The organism is Sphingomonas sp., assembly GCF_019635455.1.
GTDB lineage: Bacteria > Pseudomonadota > Alphaproteobacteria > Sphingomonadales > Sphingomonadaceae > Sphingomonas.
The window spans coordinates 41,942-61,750 of sequence record NZ_JAHBZJ010000012.1 but is presented as its reverse complement, the minus strand read 5'-3'; the positions used below and the strand labels follow the sequence as shown (position 1 = coordinate 61,750).

Below are 19,809 nucleotides of genomic sequence, written 5' to 3'. Positions count from 1 at the left end.
GATCAGCCCAGCGCCTCGGCCATTTCGGCCAGTTCCAGCCAACGCAGTTCCGCCGCGTCCTTTTCCTCGCGCGCCGTGGCGATCGCGGCCATCAGCGCATCGAACTTCGCGGGGTTTTTCGCATAGAGGTCCGGGTCCGCCAGCGCCGCCTCGTCACGGTCGATCGCGGCGTCCAGTTCCTCGATCCGCGCCGGCAGCAGATCATAGTCGCGCTGGTCCTTGTAGCTGAGCTTGGTACGGACCTTTGGCTGATCCGCGACGGCGGGGGCGGACTTCGCGGCCTTCTTCGCCTCGGGCCGCACGCGGCGCTTCGCTTCCCAGTCGGCATAGCCGCCGACGACGACGTCCACACTGCCCGACCCGTCAAGGCCCAGCGTCACCGTCACCGTGCGGTCGAGAAAGTCGCGATCGTGGCTGACGATCAGCACGGTGCCGTCGTAATCGGCGATCACCTCCTGCAACAGGTCGAGCGTCTCCAGGTCGAGATCGTTGGTCGGCTCGTCCAGCACCAGCAGGTTCGACGCGCGCGCGAATTCGCGCGCCAGCAGCAGGCGCGAACGCTCACCGCCCGACAGCGTCCCGACCTTCGCCTCGGCGAGCGCGGGGTCGAACAGGAACTCCTTGAGATAGCCATGGATGTGCTTCTTGACGCCGAGCACGTCGATCCAGTCGCCCCCCTCGGCCAGCACGTCGCGCACGGTCCTGTCCGGCGCCATCAGGCTGCGCTGCTGATCGATGATGACGCCGTTCAGCGTCTTCGCCAGCCGCACCTCGCCGCTGTCGGGCGTGATCTCGCCGGTCAGCAGCTTGAGCAGCGTCGATTTGCCCGCCCCGTTGGCGCCGACAATGCCGATGCGATCCCCCTTCGTCACGCGCAGCGTCAGGTCGCGGATGATCGTGCGGTCGCCATAGGATTTGCTGACATGCCTGGCGTCGATGACCACCCGGGTCTGCACGTCGTCCGACGCGGTGGCGAGCGCGGCGGCCCCCTGCGGCCCCTGCATCGCCGCGCGTGCGGCGCGCATCTCGCGCAGCTTTTCCAGCCGCCCCTGGTTGCGCCGTCGGCGCCCGGTCACCCCGCGCTGGAGCCAATGCTCCTCGATCTTCAGCTTGGCGTCGAGTCGCGCGGCGTTGCGCGCCTCCTCCGCATAGACCTGTTCGGTCCAGGCATCGAACCCGCCAAAGCCGACTTCGGCGCGGCGGATCGCCCCGCGATCGAGCCACAGCGTCTGGCGGGTCAGCCGGGTGAGAAAGGTCCGATCGTGGCTGATGACGATGAACGCGCCGGTGTAGCGGCCGAGCCAGTCCTCCAGCCATTCGATCGCGGCGATATCGAGATGGTTGGTCGGTTCATCGAGCAGCAGCACGTCCGGGTCCATCGCCAGCGCGCGCGCGATGCCTGCCCGCCGCCGCTCGCCCCCCGACGCGGTCGCTGCCTCGCGCGCGAGGTCGATGCCCAACTGGTCGGCGATCGCCTCCGCCGCGTGCCGCTCCGGCGCGTCGTCACCCGACAGGACATAGTCCATCAGCGTGACGCAGTCGGTCATGCGCGGCTCCTGCTCCAGCAGCACGACGCGCGTGCCGGGCTGAATCGTGCGACGCCCCTCGTCCGGATCGACCTGTCCGGCGATCAGCCGCAGCAGCGTCGTCTTGCCCGCGCCGTTGCGCCCGATCAGCGCCAGCCGGTCGCGCGCGCCAATATGGATGTCGAGATCGCGGAACAGCCAGCCGGATCCCTGGATCAGGCCAAGCTTTTCATAGGACAGGACGGGTGCAGCCATGGCCCGGGCAGGTAGGGCCGCGCGGCGCCGACGGCAAGCGCGGCGACGCGCCGCCTGTCACATCGCTTTCATCCCTATTCACAGGCTGTTCAACGCGGACCGCCTATGCCATCCCCGTCATGAAGATGTTTGGCGTACTCCTTCTCGGCGCGACCCTGGCCGTTGCCGCCACTCCGGTCGATGCCGCGCCGCAGGACCGGCGCAGCGACCAGGAGGCCGCGCGCAAGGGCCGTGAAGAGGGCCGGCTGCTCCCGCTTCGCGCGATTGAGGCGCGGGTGGTCCCTTATATGGTGAAGAAGGGCGCCCAATATATCGGCTTCGACTTCGATTCGGGGACGGGCATTTACACGCTGAAGTTCCTGCGCGATGGAAATGTCATCTGGGTCGATGTCGATGGCCGCACGGGTCAGGTGATGAGCCGCTCGGGCGGCTGACACGGCCAACGGGCCGCAAAAGGGAAAGACAGATGCGCGTTCTGATCGTCGAGGACGAACCCAATCTCCGCAACCAGCTACAGGCGACGCTCGAAGGGGCGGGCTATGCCGTCGATACCGCGGGCGATGGCGAGGAGGGACATTTCCTCGGCTCGACCGAAACCTATGATGCGATCGTCCTCGACCTGGGCCTGCCCGAGGTCGATGGGCTGACCGTGCTGGACCGGTGGCGCAAGGAAGGAAAGACCACCCCCGTGCTCGTCCTGACCGCGCGCGACAGCTGGTCGGACAAGGTCGCCGGCCTGGACGCGGGCGCCGACGACTATGTCGCCAAGCCGTTCCAGTCGGAGGAGCTGATCGCCCGATTGCGCGCGCTGATCCGTCGGGCATCGGGCAATGCGTCGGCGGAACTGATCGCGGGCGACATCCGGCTCGACACCCGCTCGGGCAAGGTGACCAAGGGCGGCGACCCGGTGAAGCTGACGGCGCAGGAGTATAAGCTGCTGTCCTATCTGCTTCATCACAAGGGCAAGGTGGTCAGCCGCACCGAATTGATCGAGCATATCTATGACCAGGATTTCGATCGCGATTCCAACACGATCGAGGTGTTCGTGACGCGGATCCGCAAGAAACTGGGCGCGGATGTCATCACGACGATCCGCGGCCTTGGCTACAGCCTTGAGGAACCGGCGGAGGCCGGTGCCTGACCGCCCCGCCGGCTGGACGATCGATCGCCGCTTTCCGTTCGTGCGCCGCCTGCACGCGCCGGACGACGCGCCGCCGCCGCTGACCCCTGCCCCCGGCGATCCCGCGCCGCGCAGCTATACGCCATCGACCGGGTCGCTCAGCCGGCGGATGATCCTGATCGCGGCGGCGTGGATCACGCTGTTGCTCGCCGGCGGCGGATTCGCGCTCGACCGGGTGCTGACCGGCGCGATCACCCGCAATTTCGACGGCCAGCTGGAATATCTGCTGACCTCGCTGATCGTGTCGGCGGAGATCGATCCGGACGGCAATGTCGCGTTCAACCGCCAGTTGTCGGACCAGCGGTTCCTGGAACCCTATTCGGGCCTCTACTGGCAGGTATCGGGACGGGGGTTCGACCCCTTCCCCTCCCGCTCGCTATGGGACCGCCGGCTGGATATCGGCCGGCAGCACAGCGACCTGGAACTGCACACCTATGACAGCCAGCAGCTCGACCAGAAGCTGCGCGTTGTCGAACGCGACGTGCGGATTCCGGGATCGCCGGTACGCTGGCGGTTTCAGGTCGCCGAAACCCGCGACGTGCTCGACGCGCAGATCGATGCGCTGCGCCGGACGCTGGTGCGCAGCTTCCTGCTGCTCGCCGCCGGCCTGATCCTGATGGCCGCGCTCCAGACCTGGTACGGGCTGTTGCCGCTGCGCAAGCTGCGTCAGGCGATTCAGCGCCTGCGCTCTGGAGAGACCTCGCGGATCGAGGGCGCGATGCCCGCCGAAATCGCGCCGATGGTCGAGGAGCTGAACGCGCTGGTCGCGCATAACGACAAGCAGGCGGAGGAGGCGCGGCGGCATGCCGGCAACCTGGCCCATGCCCTGAAGACGCCGTTGACCGTCATCATGAACGCCGCGACCGCGCGGGCCGACGACTTGCCCGCGACGGTCGTGCGCGAGGCGCGGACGATGCGCCGGCAGGTCGATCACCACCTTGCCCGCGCGCGTGCGGTCGGCCGTCGCGGCAGCGCACACAGCCGTGCTCAGGTGTGGCCGAGCGTCGAATCGGTCGAACGCGCGGTATCGCGCCTGTACCCGCATGTGCGCATCGACGTCGATGGAGCGAAGGACCTGGTCGCCCATATCGAGCGACAGGACCTGGACGAGATCATGGGAAATCTGGTCGAGAATGCCGCGAAATATGGCGGCGGCAGCGTTTTCGTGACGGTGCAGGCCGAGGCGGGATTCGTCGAGATCATGGTCGAGGATGACGGCATGGGCATTCCCGAGCCCGACCGTATCCGCATCTTTGATCGCGGCGTGCGGCTGGACAGCGGCAAGCCCGGCACCGGCCTTGGCCTGGCCATCGTCCGCGATGTCGCGGAAATCTATGACGGCACGGTCAGCCTTGAGGAAAGCGAGGATCTGGGCGGATTGCTCGTGCGGCTGCGGCTGCCGGCGGCGGGCTGATCCCCGCGCCGGCAACCGCCCGGATCGATCAGCTTTTCGGCGCCTCGATCGTTACGTCGGCGTCGATCTTGTCGGTCTTGCCGCTCAGCAAATTGGTGCCGAACACCACGTAGAGGATCGCGAGCAGCGCGACGATCCCGACGATCACCGCGATCGCCCCGCCCGATCCACCCGTCTTCACCACGGTCACCTTTTCGTCCGACATTCGAACCTCCCGATTAAGTTACCGGGTCGAAACGGTCTTTGGACGACGTGGTTCCAGACGCGCGATCAGCCCATGACGCCGGAGAAGCGCCATCGGCCGGTCACGCCGCTGTGGATCAGGTCGCATCCGCAATCGCGGCAGACTTCCCGGCGTTCGCCGGGCTTGAGCCGGTCGCGCCGGCGGGGGCGGTGAATGCCCTCGTGGCAGCGCGCGGCAGGGTTTGGCGGTGGCATCGCCGTCTCCTTTCGCTTCGGTCCCCTGCTGCGACGGCAATGTTGCGCGCGGATTTCGGCAGGTTTCAGGCAGCGAGACGGCGCATTGCGGCGGCGGCGATCGACAGGCTCTCGCGGCGCGCCTGATGGTCGAAGATCGAGCTGGTCAGCATCACCTCGTCCACCCCGGTGCGCGCGATGAATGCGCGCAACCCCGCCTCGACCGTGGCCGGGCCGCCGATCGCCGTGCATTCGAGGACATGGTCCAGCATCGCCCGCGCCTGGGGCGGCAGCGTTTCGAGATAGCCGGGCAAGGGCGGCGGCATACGGATGCCGGTGCCGGTCGTGCGCAGCGCGACGAACGTCTGCTGCATCGACGTCGCCAGGACCGCCGCCTGCGCATCGTCCGCCGCCGCAAAGACGTTGAAGCCCGCCATCGCATAGGGGCGATCGAGGCTGGCCGACGGCCGGAACTGGCGGCGATACAGGTCCAGCGCCTCGTCCAGCGCCGCCGGCGCGAAATGCGAGGCAAAGGCATAAGGCAGGCCCAGCGCGGCGGCGAGCTGTGCGCCATAGAGGCTCGATCCCAGGATCCACAGCTCCGGCCGCGCGCCGCCGCCCGGAACGGCGCGGATGCCGGTCTGTCCGTCGTCGGCGAAATAGCTTTGCAGCTCGATCACGTCCTGGGGAAAGGCGTCGGCGCCGCCCTCAAGCGTGCGGCGCAGCGCGCGGGCGACCTTCATGTCGCTGCCCGGCGCGCGCCCCAGGCCCAGGTCGATGCGCCCGGGAAACAGCGCGTCGAGCGTGCCGAACTGTTCGGCGATCACCAGTGGCGCGTGGTTGGGCAGCATGATGCCCCCCGCCCCCACCCGGATGGTACGCGTCGCCGCGCCGGCATGGGCGATCACCACCGCCGTCGCCGCGCTGGCGATTCCCGCCATGCCATGATGTTCGGCCACCCAGTAGCGCGCGAACCCCTCCGCCTCGGCATGCGCAGCCAGATCGGCGGCGTTGGCGAGCGAACGGGCGACGGACCCGCCCTCCACGATGGGGACAAGGTCGAGCAGGCTGTAGGCGGTCATGCTCCGCCAGATGGGGTGCGCCGCCTAGAAACCAAGCGTGTAGCGCAGCGCGACGCCGACATCGTCGGGCAGCTGCGCATAATTGCCGGGGTCGCGACGCAGGAACAGGTTGGTACTGAAATCGCCGACCTTCAGGCGGCGGACATAGGCCAGTTCCATGTCCACTTCCCGCCCGGTCGGGGCGAGGTTCAGCCGCCGCATCGTCCATTCATCGACCCGCGCGCCATCATAGGTGTAGCTGGTCGGCAGCAGCAGATCGAGCCCGCCGCCACCAACGCGCAGCGGTTGGGAGACGCGCAATCCGAAGCGGTCGCGGCGATCGAATATTCCGGCCTTCGTCACGTCGAACGCAAGACCGCTGGTGCGGATCAGGCCACCGCCGTCGATGCCGCCGTGCAGCCGCGCCCGGGTCCAGCCCCGCCGCATCGACGCCGCCAGCTGCCAGCCATCGCCCAGTGCCAGCGTCCCGCCGCCATCGACGAACCAGGTCGCCGCATCCGCCGCACCCAGCGCGCCGCCAAAGCGCGCGCCGAGCACCGTGTTCTGTTCGGCAAGCCGCGTCACGGCGAGCTGCATGCCCAGCGGACCGAAGCGGCGATCGGCGGCGAGCGTCAGCCGGCCATAGCCGAACCGTTCGGTGCGCCCCTGCAACGCGGCGAAGCGCGCTTCGGGCAGGCGGGTCAGCACCGCGCCGCTTTCCGCCGCGACGGTGATGCCCCAGGCGCCAACCTGCCGCCGCAGCGCGACCGCGCCCTGCGCCTCGCTGTCGAATCCCGCCGACACGGTGGGGTCCGGTGCGACGAGGAAGGCCGTCGATGCGCGCGCCTGTCCCGCGATCCGCGCGGCGAGCGCGGTGCCGCTTTCCGACGCACCGATCGCGAAGCGCATCCGGCTGCCCAGGCTGCCCATCACATTGCCGGCGACCGCGCGGGCGCGTTCGGCCTCGCCGATCGGCAGGTACAACCGTTCGATCCGCGTCGCGTCGCGCCCCGGCACGATGGTGACCGCGACGGTCATGTCGCGCACCCCGGCGGCATAGCTGCGCTGGCGCGCCCGCAGCGCGCTGTCGAGCCGGCCTTGCGGCGCGGCAGTGCGAATGGTGCGCGCGAGATCGAGCGCATAGGCCCGGTCGAACCCGTCGAGCACGACCGCGCCCATCGTCGCGGTGGCGGCATCGCCCATCGGCGTCGAGAGCGATCCGTTCACCTGGGTCGAGGCGGGCGCGCGCGAGCCGGCGAGCGACAGGCTGCCGACCGGCTGGAACGCACGCGCGAGATCGAGCACACCGCGGCCATAGACATTGTCGATCCCCGCCGTGCCGGCATCGCGGGCGGTCTGATAGAGGAGGCTGACGATCTGACTGCCGGTCATATTGGGAAAGGCCGAGGCGATCAGCGCCACCGCGCCGGCGATCTGGGGCGCGGAAAACGAGGTGCCGGACCACAGATAGACGGTGCCGGTTTCGTCCGGCGCGCGCACGCGCTCGCCGACGGCGGTCAGATAATAGTTGGCACTGCTCCCCGCACGGTTGGAAAAGGTCGAGATGACGTCGGAGGTGTTGACCGAGCCGGCGATAATCACCAGCCCGCGCGCCACCGACGGATCGGTCGCGCCCGAGGCGAAGCCGTCGGGCTGGGCATTGCCGTCATTGCCGGCGCTGATGACGACGATCACCCCCGCCTGGGTCGCGCGGTTGATCGCCGCGAGCAGCGTGGAGCCGGGCGAACTGCCGCCCCCCAGCGAGATGTTGACCACCTTCGCGCCATTCTGGGTCGCCACGTCCAGCGCCGTCGCGATCGCGGTGTTGGAAAAGGCGCACTCGTCGGCGCTCGCACAGCTGCCGGGCGTATCGGTGCGCAGCACGATCAGCGTGGAATCGAACGCCACCCCCTGCGATCCGGTGCCGTTGCGCCGGCCGGCGATGGTGAAGGCGACGGCAGTGCCGTGTCCATCCTCGTCGTCATAGGTGCCGTTGCCGGCGGTCGAACGGGAGGCGGGATCGATCCGGCCGGTAAATTCCGGGCTGTCGATGTCGATGCCGCTGTCGATTACCCCGACCTTCACATTCTGGCCACGACCGCCCGCATTATAGGCGGTCAGCGCGTTCATCGACACCGCGCCGTCGGTCGCGCGATATTCGGCGGTGTCGTAATTGACCGACGGGGTCGGGGTCGGACTGGGCGTGGGAACCGGCGTCGGCGTCGGGCTGGGTGCCGGGCTGACGATCGGGGTCGGGGTTGAGATGCCGCCACCCCCGCCGCCGCCGCTGCACGCCGCGACGCTCATCGCCACCAGAACCGCACCCGACGGCGCGATCCGCCGCAACGCCGCTTTCGCCTTTGCCATCACGTCACCTCTGTTGCCCCGCTCGGAATAACTTTCGCTTGCTTTCCCGTATGTTAATCGCCGCCCACAATTGCCACGCTTGCAGCCGCGTCCGCCGGTGCCTAGAGCGCGCGGCGCATGCTTGCGCCACTCGCCCATATCCGCAACTGGATTTTCGATCTCGACAACACGCTGTATTCAGCGCGGATCGACCTGTTCACGCAGATCGATGCGCGGATCGGCGCCTATGTCGCGCGCCGCCTGGGCCTTGACCCGGCCGACGCGCATCGCGTGCAAAAAGGCTATTTCATCTCGCACGGCACGACGCTGGCGGGATTGATGGCCGAACATGACGTCGAGCCGCACGAATATCTGGCGGACGTCCACGATATCGAGATGGACGTGCTGGAGCATGACGCGCCACTTGCCGCCGCGATCGCGAAGCTGCCGGGGCGCAAGCTGGTCTTCACCAACGCCGACGCCCCCTATGCGAGCAAGGTGCTGGGCCGGCTGGGCCTGAGCGACCATTTCGAGGCGATCCACGACGTCCACGCCACCAGCTACGCGCCCAAGCCGCACCCGGACGCGTATCACAGCCTGTGCGAGGCGCATGGCATCGATCCGCGCGCGGCGCTGTTCATCGACGACATGGCGCGCAACCTCGCGCCGGCAAAGGCGATCGGCATGACCACCGTCTGGGTCGATAATGGATCCGAACAGGCGCCCGATGCCGATCGGAGCCATATCGATTACACCACCCACGACATCCGCCACTGGCTGGAAACCATATTGGAGCCCGCATGACCGACCTTGCCGCCACGATCGACGCCGCCTGGGAAGACCGCGCCGCTGTTTCGACCGCGACCACCGGCGCGGTGCGCGAGGCGGTTGCGGAGGCGCTGAACCTGCTCGACAGCGGCGCGGCGCGGGTCGCCGAACCGGTCGAAAGCGGCTGGCAGGTCAATCAATGGCTGAAAAAGGCGGTGCTGCTGTCCTTTCGCCTGAACGACAATGCGGTGATGACCGGCGGCTTTGACAAGGTGCCGCTCAAGACCGCGCAATGGGATGATGCCGCGTTCCGTGCCGCCGGGTTCCGCCAGGTGCCGGGCAGCGTCGTGCGCCACGGCGCGCATATCGGCCGCAACGTGGTGCTGATGCCCAGCTTCGTGAATATCGGCGCCTATGTGGGCGAGGGAACGATGGTCGATACCTGGGCGACCGTCGGCAGCTGTGCGCAGATCGGGCGCAACGTCCACCTGTCGGGCGGGGTCGGCATCGGCGGGGTGCTTGAGCCGTTGCAGGCCGACCCGGTCATCATCGGCGACGGCGCGTTCATCGGCGCGCGGGCCGAAGTGGCGGAGGGCGTGCGCGTGGGCGAAGGCGCAGTGCTGTCGATGGGCGTCTATCTGGGCGCGAGCACCAAGATCGTCGATCGCGCCACCGGCGAAGTGCATCGCGGCGTCGTGCCGCCCTATGCCGTGGTCGTCCCCGGAACGCTGCCCGGCAAGGATGGCGGCCCGGGCCTGTATTGCGCGGTGATCGTCAAGACGGTGGACGCGCAGACCCGCAGCAAGACCGGGATCAACGAACTGCTGCGCGACTGAACCGTCGCGCGGCGCGGATCGCGGGTTCAGAACATCAGGCTGATCGCGGCGCACACCGCGATGCCGACGACGATGTTCATCGGCAGGCCGATGCGCAGGAAATCGGCGAACCGGTAATTGGCGGCGCCATAGACCAGCGTGTTCGTCTGATACCCGATCGGCGTCGCGAAGCTGGCGCTGGCGCCGAACATCACCGCGACGATCAGCCCGCGCGGATCGGTTCCGATCGCCTGTCCCAGCGCGATGACGATCGGGGTCATGATGACCGCGACGGCATTGTTGGTCACGGTTTCGGTGAGGATGCTGGTAATCGCATAGATGCCGATCAGCAGCATCAGCGGCGATGCCACCGCCAGCCAGGGGCGGACCACACCGACGATCAGATCGACGGTTCCCGCATTTTGCAGCCCCAGGCCGAACGCCAGCATGCCAAAGATCAGCATCAGCGTATTGCCGTCGATCGCGCTCCACGCCTCTTCGGGTTCGATGCAGCGGGTGAGCAGCACCACCGCGACGCCACCGATCGCCAGCGCCTCGATCGGCAGGCCGAACAGCGCCGCGCCCAGAATGACGGCGGCCAGCGTCGCGACGACGATCGGCGCCTTTGCCCGCTTGAACGCACGCGTCGGCGCTTCGGTCACCTGAGCCAGGTTCAGGTTCGCCTCCAGCCCGGCGGCGGCGTCGCGGTCGGCCGCGATCAGCAGCCGGTCGCCGGCGCGCACGCGCACATTCGCCAGATCGGGTCCCGCCAGATGGCGCGGACGCATGAGGCCCAGCACGCGCAGGCGCAGGCGCGAAAGCAGCGGGATGTCCGCCAGCCGCCGACCGATCACGGGATGGGTCGCCGACACCACCGCCTCCAGCAGCCGCAGGTCGCGCGGGCGATCGGGACCCCGCATCGACAGGCCGCCGCCCAGACCGGTCAGGCCGACGCGAAAATCCGCGCCCTCCGCGATCGACGCCAGTTCGGCGGGGCTCGCCGCAGCGACGAGCTGATCCCCGGCCTCGAACGCCATGGCGTCCAGATCCTTGCGATGGACCTGCCGCCCGCGGCGCAGCGCGACGATGCGGACGCCCTGGCGCCGCCCGATCGCGCTCGACCCGATCCGCTGCCCGATCAGCTCGCTGTCGGGCGCGACGACGAGATGCGAGAGGTAGCGCTCGCTCTCGCCCCGCGTGCCGACGCCATGCTCGGGCCGGCGCGGCAGCAGCCACGGGCCGGAAAGGGCCAGGAAGGCGACGCCCGCCACCGCGGCGACCAGGCCGACGCCGGTGATCTCGAAAATGCCGAACGGCGCCTGGCCGCCCTCCTGCGCGACGCCATCGACCAGCAGGTTGGTCGATGTCCCGATCAGGGTGAGCGTGCCGCCCAGGATCGACAGATAGGATAGCGGGATCAGCAGGCGCGTCGCCGCCTGTCCCAGCTGCGCTGCCAGCCGCTTCATGATCGGGATCAGCACGATGACCACCGGCGTGTTGTTCATGAAGGCGGAGGCGAGCACCGTACCGGCACCGATTTCCGCCACCGCCAGCCGGGGACGCTGCTGCGTGCGGCGCATGACCCAGCCCGACACCTCTTCGAGCACGCCGGTGCGCAGCAACGCGCCGGACAGGATGAACATCGCGCCGATCGTGATCGGTGCCGGATTTCCGAACACGCCGAGCAGCGCGGCGGGCTTGATATATCCGAACGCCATCATCGCGACGCCGCCGGTGATCGCCAGCACCACCGGCGGCAGGCGCTCGGTCGCAAAGGCGATGAAGAGGGCGACCAGAAGGACGAGGCCGATCACATCACCATGGGCAGCAAGCAGTTCGAACGTCATCGCGATCCTGAACGGGGGAGCCAAAGGTCGTCCGCCCCTTATGGGTCGGCGCGTGGCCCGGCGCCACCCCGCGACGATCGATCCGCGCTATCCGCCCTTGCCGCGCCGGAACGAGGTGCGGTGGTCAAAGCCGGCCTTTTCGAGCTTCACCCGGTTGTCGGTGACGTCCACCGTTCCGGGCGCCGGCGCCGGCAGCACGCCGCCGACCCACATCGCGATTTCCTGATATGCGGTGAAGGGATCGACCGCCCTGGCGAAATCCATCGCGCCAAGGGTGGGCTGATCGACCGCCCAGGGCAATTGCGCATATTCCGGGCCGAGCGGAACTTTCGCGTCAGGATCGCGGCTGGCGATGGTGATGCCGGCGCGAACCACCGCCTCGCGCGCGCGGCCGGCCAGCGACAGGGGATCGAACCAGTCGCGCAGCGGCAGTTCGACGGTCGGATATTCCACCACCTGCCGGCGGACGTTGCTCGTCTCCCGCGCGGTGCCGGCATACGCTTCGCCCTCATGCAGCGCGAGGCCGTGCTGCCCGGCGAACGCCGCCAGGGCCGCGTGGGTCCAGAACCAGCGCGGCGCTCCCCCGCCCTCGCGCGCGAGCCGCAGGCCGCGATAGAGCGTCCCGCAGAACAGCACCTGCCCCGCCTTCTGGCCATAGGCGACGCCGTCGATCGCGAGATCGCGCAACGGACGATAGCGGCCGCTCGCCGGTCGCGCGCCATAGGCATCGCGCGCGACGAGCCCGCCGGCACAGCTTGTGCTGGGCAGGCCGATCTCGACGAACATGTCGATATCGGACAGCGCACGCGCGCCATTGCGCAGAAACACGATGCTCTCGTCCTGCCCCCAGGCCGCGCCCGCGTCGTAATAATCCCTGCCGCCGATCATTCGCATCGCGCGACAGTGACGTGCGCGCGGGAGAGGTCAACCGCCAAGTCCTGACGCTTTCCCTCATGCGCCGGCGGGCGTAGAGGCGATCGGCATCAGGCAGTCGCGGCCCGCGCCGGCGACGCCCCCACAGGACGGACCCAGGAAGCCCGTATGACCGAACCGATGACCTATGGCCGCTATCTGGCGCTGGACCAGCTGCTGTCGGCGCAGCATCCGATTTCGGACGAGCATGACGAACTGTTGTTCATCGTCATCCACCAGACCAAGGAATTGTGGTTGAAGCAGACGATCGCGGAGCTGGAGGCCGCATTGGCGCTGGTCCGCACCGATCAGCTGGTCGAGGCGTATAAGGGTCTGGCGCGGGTCAGCCGCATCCAGGCGGTAATGACGCTCAGCTGGGACATTCTGACGACGATGACGCCCAGCGACTATAGCCGGTTCCGTGACGTGCTCGGCTCCAGCAGCGGGTTCCAGTCGGACCAGTTCCGCGCGGTCGAGACGCTGCTGGGCCTGCGCGGCGGCGGCGTGCCGGGGCCGCTGACCGACGGCTATTCCGCCCGACCCAGCCTGTGGGACGAGGCAAATCTGGCGCTGGCCCGCGCGGGATTCGACCTGCCCGAGGCGGCGACGCAGCGCGACTGGGCCTCCCCCTATCGGCCCAGCGCGGAGGTCGAGGCGGCCTGGGCGCGCGTCTATCGCGACCCGCATCGCTGGTGGGAACTCTACCAGCTCGCGGAAAAGCTGGTTGATATCGACGACGCGCTCGCGACCTGGCGGCACAAGCATGTGCTGACGGTCAGCCGCGTCATCGGGATGAAGCCCGGCACCGGCGGCACGCCAGGCGTCCCCTATCTGGAAAAGACGCTGGCCAAGCGCGCCTTTCCCGAACTCTGGACGCTGCGGACGCTCCTTTGACCGGTTCCCGTCCCGGCCCGCTCGCCTGCCCGTCCGCCCATGAAGAGCGGCGCCGGGTGGCGGGTGCCGATCTTGCGAAAGCGACCCCATGACCAGCTACAAACATCTGTTCCAGCGATCGCTCGCCGCCGCACCGGACCGGCTGCACTTCGCCGCGCACAGCCACCATCTGTGGCCCGACGCATCGTGGATCGGCCACCAGGCGGCGTGGGACGATGCGGCACGCCTGGCGGACCGAAAATGGGACCGGGTGATGGGCGAGATCTGGCCCGCCGCGCAACGCCATGTCGCCGCCGAACTGCACCTGCCCGATCCGGCCAGCATCGTCTTCGCCGGCAACACCCATGACCTGATCGTCCGGCTCGTCTCGGCGCGCGCGGAGCGGCCGTTGCGCGTCCTGGCGAGCAGCGGCGAGTTCCACAGCTTTCGCCGGCAGGCGCAGCGGTGGATCGAATCGGGCCGCATCACGCTCGACGCGGTCCCGACCGGTCCCGATTTCGACGCACGGTTCATCGAAGCGGCGCGGCGCGGCGATCATGACCTGATCTTCGTCAGCCAGGTTATGTTCGAGACCGGGGCAGTCTTCACCGGCCTCGCCGAGCTGGCCGCGCTCGCGCGCCCGGACGGGCCATGGGTGGTGATCGATGGCTATCACGGGTTCATGGCGATCGAGAGCGACCTGTCGGCGGTCGCCGATCGCGTCTTCTACACCGCCGGCGGATATAAATATGCGATGGCGGGAGAGGGCGTCGCCTTCCTCCACTGCCCGCCCGGATTTGGCCCCCGTCCCGAATTCACCGGCTGGTACGCCGAGTTCGAGGGGCTGGAGGCGCCGCCGGGCCGGATCGGCTATGCCGATGACGCGCGGCGCTTCATGGGATCGACGTTCGACCCGTCGGGGCTGTACCGCTTCGTCGCGGTGCGCGACATGCTCGCCGATACGGGGCTGAGCACCGGCGCGATCAACGCCCATGTCGCGCCGCTGCGCGCGCGCCTGATCGCAGCGCTGGACGAAACCGAACTGGCCGGCGCGACCCTCCTCAATCCGGGCGGGGCGCCGCATGCGCGGTTTCTCGCGCTGCGTTCGCCCGACGCCCCGGCGTGGAAATCACGGCTGATGGCGCAGGATATCGTCACCGACGTGCGCGGCGACGTGCTGCGCATCGGCATCGGCCTCTATCACGATCCGCGCGATGTCGAGCGGCTACGCCTCGCCCTGGGGAATCGGGGCGACGCCTAGCCGGGGGATGTCGATCGCGGGGCAACGATCCATGACGACCTTCAGCCCCGCCGCCTCCGCACGCGCGGCCGCGGCCTCGTTGACCACGCCCAGCTGCATCCACACCGCCTTCGCCCCGGCGGCGATCGCCGCATCGACCGCCTCGCCCGCCGCCTGGGGCCGGCGAAAGATATCGACGATGTCGATCGGCTCGCCGATCTGCGCCAGTTCGCGAAACACATATTCGCCATGGACATGTTCGCCGGTGATCTGGGGATTGACCGGGATCACCCGATAACCGTGATCCTGAAGCCGCTTCATCACACCATAGCTGGGTCGATCGGGCCGGTCGGATGCGCCGATCATCGCGATGGTGCGCGCGCCCTCCAGCAGCGCCTTGATCTCGTCGTCGCGGGTCAGCGGCATCGCCTCAGCCTCCTTGCGTTCTGAGCCAGTTATCGACCAGTTCGGCCACCGGAGCAAACGCGGCGCCCTCCGGCCCGTTCCCGGCGGCCGGTGGCGCGCCGGCATCGGACGCGGTGCGGATCGCGATGTCGAGCGGGATGCGGCCGAGGAACGGGATGCCCAGCCGCGCCGCCGCCGCCTCTGCCCCGCCCTGGCCGAACGGGTCCGACACCTCGCCGCAATGGGGACAGGCATAGCCGGCCATGTTTTCGACCAGCCCGATGATCGGCACCCCCGCCTTGCGGAACAGGTCGATCGCGCGGGCGGCGTCGATCAGCGCCAGATCCTGCGGGGTCGAGACGATCACCGCGCCGTCGGGCCGGTGTTTTTGGATCATCGTCAGCTGAACATCGCCGGTTCCGGGGGGCAGGTCGAGCACCAGCGTGTCGGCCGCGCCCCAGTTCGCATCGACCAGCTGGGTCAGCGCGCCGGCGGCCATCGGGCCGCGCCAGGCAATCGCCTGGCCGTCCGCGACCAGCCCGCCCATCGACAGGAGCGGCACGCCATGGCGCGTCGCGAGCGGCACCAGCTTCTGGTCGTGCGCCTCGGGCTTGCGCCCCTCAATCCCCATCAGCCGCGGCTGGGACGGGCCGTAGATATCGGCATCGACCAGCCCCACCTTGCGCCCCGCACGGGCGAGCGCGATCGCCAGGTTGGCGGACAGGGTCGATTTCCCCACCCCGCCCTTGCCGCTCGCGACCGCGATCAGCCGGCGGGCGACCCGCTGGGCGGTGCGCGCAACGCGCACCTCGCCAATGCCGGCCACGCCCCGCGCGGCGGCGCGCACATCGGCCTCCAGCGCGTCCTGCGCAGCCGGCGGCAGGCCGGTCACGTCGAGGATGATGCTCGCCCGCTCCCCCTCCACGCGGGTCGTCGCACGACCGGCGGCGATCGGGGCAAGCAGGGCGTCGAGTTCGGCTTTGTCGGTCATGGACGCGCACATAGGCAGGGTTTCGCGCGCTGCCACTGTAAATCCGCGCAACCGTCCCTATAAAGACGTGCATGGTGAACCTGACCGGGTGGATCGCACGCGCTGGCGTGCTGTGGAATGAGAATAAGGGGCCGAAGAACCCATGGGGAGGCGGCGGCAACGACGGTGACGGCGGCGGCGGCGATGGCGGCGGCCCGCGCAACCCCTGGGCGTTCCCGCCCGAGGGCAGGCGCCCGGGCAAGGGCGGCGTCACCAGCCTCGACGATTTCCTGAAGCGCGCGCGCAAGGGCGGCGGCGGTGGCGGCGGCTTTCCGGGCGGCATGCCGTCGCGCACGCTGGTGCTGATCGGCGTCGGCGTGCTGGCACTGCTGTGGGTCGCGTTCACCAGCTTTCACGTCATCACGCCCGAACAGCGCGGCGTGGTCGCGTTCCTGGGCAAATACAGCCGGACGCTCGAACCCGGCATCGCGATGACGCTTCCCGCGCCGCTGGAAAGCGTGCGCAAGATCAACGTGCAACAGATCCGGAACGAGGATTTTCCGGCGGCATCGGGCGAGAATCTGATGCTGACCCAGGATCAGAACATCGTCGATCTGGCCTATTCGGTCCGCTGGGACATCTCCAATCCCGAGGATTATGTCTTCCAGATCGCCAAGCCCGAGGAAACGGTGCGCGCCACGGCGGAAAGCGCGATGCGCGCGGCGCTGGCGGGGGTGACGCTCAACGACGCGATCGGCCCGGGCCGCACGGTCATCGAGGCGCGGGTACAGCAGTCGATGCAGCAGATCCTGGACGAATATAATGCCGGCGTGCGCGTGCAGGGCGTATCGATCAAGAACGCCACCGCCCCCGCCGCGGTGGACGAGGCGTTCAAGCAGGTCACCGCCGCCCAGCAGGAGGCCGAGGCCGCCCGCAACCAGGCGCGCGCCTATGCCCAGCAGATCATCGCGCTGGCGCAGGGTGAGGCCGCGCAGTTCGACAAGATCTATGAGCAGTACAAGCTCGCCCCGGAGGTCACCCGCCGCCGCATCTATTATGAAACGATGGAGGCGGTGCTGGCCAAATCGAACAAGACGATCATCGAGGCGCCGGGCGTGACCCCCTATATCCCGCTGCCCGCCGCGCGCGGCACCACCGTCAACCCGTCGGTCCAGCAGGGACAGCAACAGGCCCAGCCGGCCCAGCAACAGGGAGGCGGCCAGTGAGCGGCGCTGTTTCCCGCCCCGTCATCCTGGTCGGGGTCGTGCTGGTGGCGCTGTTCGTGCTGCTGAGCACCGCGTTCATCGTGCCGGAAACCAAGCAGGCGGTGATCCTCCAGCTCGAAAAGCCGGTCCGCACGATCAACGCGTACAAGCCGGGCGAACAGTTCGGCCGCACCACCGATGCGGGGCTGAAGTTCAAGGTGCCGTTCCTCCAGCGTGTCGTGTGGGTGGACAAGCGCGTGCTCGACATCGACCTGGAAAACCAGCCGGTGCTCTCGACCGATCAGCTGCGGCTTGAGGTCGATGCCTTCGCCCGCTTCCGCGTCGTCGATCCGTTGAAGATGGTGGTGACCGCGGGCAGCGAGGCGCGGGTCGCGTCGCAGCTTGGCCCGCTGTTCGGATCCGCGCTGCGTGCCGAACTGGGCAAACGGCCGTTCGCCGCGCTGCTCAGTCCGGAACGGACCCAGGTGATGGACAATATCCAGGCCGGGCTTCAGCGCTATGCCAGCCAATATGGCGTGCAGATCGTCGATGTGCGGATCAAGCATGCCGACCTGCCGAGCGGCAGCCCGCTCGAATCGGCGCTGAACCGCATGGCCACCGCGCGGCAGCAGGAGGCGACGACGATCCGCGCCAACGGCCAGAAGGATGCGCAGATCATCCGCGCCGATGCCGATGCGAAGGCCGCCGAAATCTATGCGGCCTCGTTCAACAAGGATCCGCAATTCTATGATTTCTGGCGGGCGATGCAGTCGTATCGCGCGACGTTCCTGGGCAATGGGCGCGACGCGAATGGCGAAACGTCGATCATCCTGTCGCCCGAGAACGACTATCTTCGCGAATTCAGGGGACGGAGCCGTTAGAACCGGACAGGATCGCAAAGCCTGTCGGTTCGTTCATATTCAATCGCCGTTCAGCTTGTTTACGCGAGTAAACGCAGCCTGATCGACCTCCTGCCAAGCAAAGGCCTTATGACCAAAGGAAAGAAACCCGTGCGCTACGCCTATGCGATCACTTCGGCTCTCCTCGTCGGCGGCGCCAGCGCGGCGCTGGTGATGCAGAACCCTGCCGGCGCGCAGACCGCCCAGAACGAACCCGGCGCCGTTTCGGCCACCGCGCCGCGCGCGGGCGCGCCGATGAGCTTTGCGGACATGGTCGCCCGGCTCCAGCCGGCGGTCGTCAACATCTCGACCACCCAGCGCGTCCAGGTGCAGACTAATCCCTTCGCCGGCACGCCGTTCGGCGAAATGTTCGGCGGACAGCAGGGCGGCGGCCGCCCGGTCACCCGCCAGGCCGAATCGCTCGGATCGGGATTCATCATTTCGGCCGACGGCTATGTCGTCACCAACAACCATGTGATTTCCGCGGGCCAGCGCGGCGCGGTGGTCGAATCGATCAAGGTCACGCTCGCCGATCGCCGCGAATATACCGCAAAGCTGATCGGCCGCGATCCCGATTCGGACCTCGCGGTGCTGAAGATCGAGGGCAAGGGCCTGCCGTTCGTGAAGTTCGGCGATTCCGACCGCTCGCGCGTCGGCGACTGGGTGATCGCGATCGGCAACCCCTTTGGCCTCGGCGGATCGGTCACCGCCGGCATCATCTCGGCGATGCACCGCGTCACCGGCCAGGGCGGTCCGCTCGATCGCTTCATCCAGACCGACGCGTCGATCAACCGGGGCAATTCGGGCGGCCCGATGTTCGACATGAACGGCAACGTCATCGGCATCAACTCGCAGATCCTCTCGCCCACCGGCGGCAATGTCGGCATCGGCTTCGCGATCCCCGCGACCGAGGCGAAGCCGATCATCGACACGCTGATGAAGGGCGACAAGGTCGAGCGCGGCTATCTGGGCGTCGGCATCCAGCCGCTGACCGATGATCTCGCCAAGTCGTTCGGCGTTCCCAAGGGCAAGGGCGAACTGATCGCCCGCGTCGAACCTGGCGAGGCCGCGGCCAAGGCCGGGATCAAGCAGGGCGACGTGATCGTGAAGGTGGACGGCAAGGACGTCACCCCCGACACCACCTTGTCCTACCTGGCCGGCAGCCTGCGCCCCGGCACCACCGTGCCGATCGAGCTGATTCGCGACGGCAAGTCGATGACCGTCCGCCTGACCGTCGGCACGCGTCCCCCGCCCGAACAGCTCGCCGGGTTCGATCCCGACGCCGATGAAGGCGTGCAGGGCAGCGACGAGCAGCAGGGCGCCCAGAGCGCCGCCGCGTCGATCGGCATCAGCGTCGCGGCGCTGACGCCCCAGATCGCCCGCACCGTCGGCGTCGATCCATCGACCAAGGGCGTGGTCGTCGTCGGCGTCGATCCGTCGAGCGATGCCGGGCAGAAACAGGTCGCGCGCGGCCTCGTCATCACCTCGGTCAACCGCGCGCCGGTCGAGACGCCCCAGGCGTTCAACAGCGCCGTCGCGGCGGCCAAGAAGTCGGGCGCGCAGCAGGTGCTGCTCTATGTGATGCGCCGGGGTGGCGTCGGCGGCTATCTGACCGTCGATCTCGCCGAATAACCACCGCGCCACTTCCGGTTTCAGCCGATTTCGGCTGACCGCGC

General features: G+C 68.5%; 19 protein-coding genes. 10 read left to right on the top strand and 9 right to left on the bottom strand.

Features of this window, described 5'->3' with window-relative positions; all coding sequences use genetic code 11:
* Positions 1 to 2 precede the first annotated feature (2 nt).
* Complete coding sequence (locus KF783_RS14170; RefSeq protein WP_294080446.1) at positions 3 to 1,781, bottom strand: ATP-binding cassette domain-containing protein; 1,779 nt, start codon at positions 1,779 to 1,781, stop codon at positions 3 to 5.
* Positions 1,782 to 1,900: 119 nt separating this feature from the next.
* Here KF783_RS14170 and KF783_RS14165 point away from each other — a divergent pair, with 119 nt between their 5' ends.
* The 3 genes from KF783_RS14165 (at position 1,901) to KF783_RS14155 (ending at position 4,375) form a co-directional block, all read left to right on the top strand.
* Positions 1,901 to 2,215 carry a hypothetical protein gene (locus tag KF783_RS14165; protein ID WP_294080444.1) on the top strand — a complete coding sequence of 105 codons (315 nt, stop codon included), beginning with the start codon at positions 1,901 to 1,903 and terminating at the stop codon, positions 2,213 to 2,215.
* Positions 2,216 to 2,247: 32 nt separating this feature from the next.
* Entirely contained in the window at positions 2,248 to 2,922 is a 675-nt protein-coding gene (locus KF783_RS14160) for a response regulator transcription factor (RefSeq protein ID WP_294080442.1), read from the top strand.
* A 148-nt stretch (positions 2,923 to 3,070) separates the two neighbouring features.
* A complete protein-coding gene (locus KF783_RS14155; protein ID WP_294080513.1) occupies positions 3,071 to 4,375 on the top strand; it encodes an ATP-binding protein in 1,305 nt (434 codons plus the stop codon).
* Positions 4,376 to 4,403: 28 nt separating this feature from the next.
* Here the strand turns inward: KF783_RS14155 and KF783_RS14150 are convergent, their stop codons facing one another.
* The 4 genes from KF783_RS14150 to KF783_RS14135 form a co-directional block, all read right to left on the bottom strand.
* Positions 4,404 to 4,580: a hypothetical protein gene (locus KF783_RS14150; RefSeq protein ID WP_294080441.1), complete on the bottom strand. Its 177-nt coding sequence runs from the start codon at positions 4,578 to 4,580 to the stop codon at positions 4,404 to 4,406.
* A 65-nt stretch (positions 4,581 to 4,645) separates the two neighbouring features.
* The gene (locus tag KF783_RS14145; protein ID WP_294080440.1) at positions 4,646 to 4,813 is read right to left on the bottom strand and encodes a hypothetical protein; all 168 of its coding nucleotides are present in this window, start codon (positions 4,811 to 4,813) and stop codon (positions 4,646 to 4,648) included.
* A 65-nt stretch (positions 4,814 to 4,878) separates the two neighbouring features.
* On the bottom strand, positions 4,879 to 5,874 hold the full coding sequence (locus KF783_RS14140) for an LLM class flavin-dependent oxidoreductase (RefSeq protein ID WP_294080439.1): 996 nt from the start codon (positions 5,872 to 5,874) through the stop codon (positions 4,879 to 4,881).
* Positions 5,875 to 5,898: 24 nt separating this feature from the next.
* The gene (locus tag KF783_RS14135) at positions 5,899 to 8,220 is read right to left on the bottom strand and encodes a S8 family peptidase (protein WP_294080438.1); all 2,322 of its coding nucleotides are present in this window, start codon (positions 8,218 to 8,220) and stop codon (positions 5,899 to 5,901) included.
* 117 nt (positions 8,221 to 8,337) lie between these two features.
* On the opposite strand from KF783_RS14135, the gene KF783_RS14130 reads away from it, so the two are divergent.
* Positions 8,338 to 9,003, top strand: coding sequence for a pyrimidine 5'-nucleotidase (locus tag KF783_RS14130; protein ID WP_294080434.1), 666 nt, complete (start codon positions 8,338 to 8,340; stop codon positions 9,001 to 9,003).
* Entirely contained in the window at positions 9,000 to 9,803 is an 804-nt protein-coding gene (gene dapD / locus KF783_RS14125; RefSeq protein WP_294080432.1) for a 2,3,4,5-tetrahydropyridine-2,6-dicarboxylate N-succinyltransferase, read from the top strand. The genes KF783_RS14130 and dapD overlap by 4 nt, the downstream gene beginning before the upstream one ends.
* A 26-nt stretch (positions 9,804 to 9,829) precedes the next feature.
* On the opposite strand, the gene KF783_RS14120 is transcribed toward dapD, so the two are convergent.
* Together KF783_RS14120 and KF783_RS14115 are read right to left on the bottom strand one after the other, a co-directional pair.
* Entirely contained in the window at positions 9,830 to 11,629 is a 1,800-nt protein-coding gene (locus tag KF783_RS14120) for an SLC13 family permease (protein WP_294080431.1), read from the bottom strand.
* Between the two features lie 87 nt (positions 11,630 to 11,716).
* Positions 11,717 to 12,523 carry a hypothetical protein gene (locus KF783_RS14115; protein WP_294080430.1) on the bottom strand — a complete coding sequence of 269 codons (807 nt, stop codon included), beginning with the start codon at positions 12,521 to 12,523 and terminating at the stop codon, positions 11,717 to 11,719.
* Positions 12,524 to 12,670: 147 nt separating this feature from the next.
* Between KF783_RS14115 and KF783_RS14110 the strand changes: the two genes are divergently transcribed.
* Both KF783_RS14110 and KF783_RS14105 read left to right on the top strand, forming a co-directional pair.
* A complete protein-coding gene (locus KF783_RS14110) occupies positions 12,671 to 13,435 on the top strand; it encodes a tryptophan 2,3-dioxygenase (protein ID WP_294080428.1) in 765 nt (254 codons plus the stop codon).
* A gap of 88 nt (positions 13,436 to 13,523) precedes the next feature.
* Positions 13,524 to 14,675 carry an aminotransferase class V-fold PLP-dependent enzyme gene (locus tag KF783_RS14105; protein ID WP_294080425.1) on the top strand — a complete coding sequence of 384 codons (1,152 nt, stop codon included), beginning with the start codon at positions 13,524 to 13,526 and terminating at the stop codon, positions 14,673 to 14,675.
* Here the strand turns inward: KF783_RS14105 and KF783_RS14100 are convergent.
* Together KF783_RS14100 and KF783_RS14095 are read right to left on the bottom strand one after the other, a co-directional pair.
* Positions 14,640 to 15,080 carry a CoA-binding protein gene (locus KF783_RS14100; protein ID WP_294080423.1) on the bottom strand — a complete coding sequence of 147 codons (441 nt, stop codon included), beginning with the start codon at positions 15,078 to 15,080 and terminating at the stop codon, positions 14,640 to 14,642. The genes KF783_RS14105 and KF783_RS14100 overlap by 36 nt on opposite strands.
* A 4-nt stretch (positions 15,081 to 15,084) precedes the next feature.
* A complete protein-coding gene (locus tag KF783_RS14095) occupies positions 15,085 to 16,050 on the bottom strand; it encodes an Mrp/NBP35 family ATP-binding protein (RefSeq protein ID WP_294080420.1) in 966 nt (321 codons plus the stop codon).
* Between the two features lie 71 nt (positions 16,051 to 16,121).
* Between KF783_RS14095 and hflK the strand changes: the two genes are divergently transcribed.
* The 3 genes from hflK (at position 16,122) to KF783_RS14080 (ending at position 19,765) form a co-directional block, all read left to right on the top strand.
* Entirely contained in the window at positions 16,122 to 17,255 is a 1,134-nt protein-coding gene (gene hflK, locus KF783_RS14090) for an FtsH protease activity modulator HflK (protein ID WP_294080418.1), read from the top strand.
* The gene (locus tag KF783_RS14085) at positions 17,252 to 18,115 is read left to right on the top strand and encodes a protease modulator HflC (protein WP_294080416.1); all 864 of its coding nucleotides are present in this window, start codon (positions 17,252 to 17,254) and stop codon (positions 18,113 to 18,115) included. The genes hflK and KF783_RS14085 overlap by 4 nt, the downstream gene beginning before the upstream one ends.
* A 129-nt stretch (positions 18,116 to 18,244) precedes the next feature.
* A complete protein-coding gene (locus tag KF783_RS14080; protein WP_294080414.1) occupies positions 18,245 to 19,765 on the top strand; it encodes a Do family serine endopeptidase in 1,521 nt (506 codons plus the stop codon).
* Positions 19,766 to 19,809: the final 44 nt, after the last annotated feature.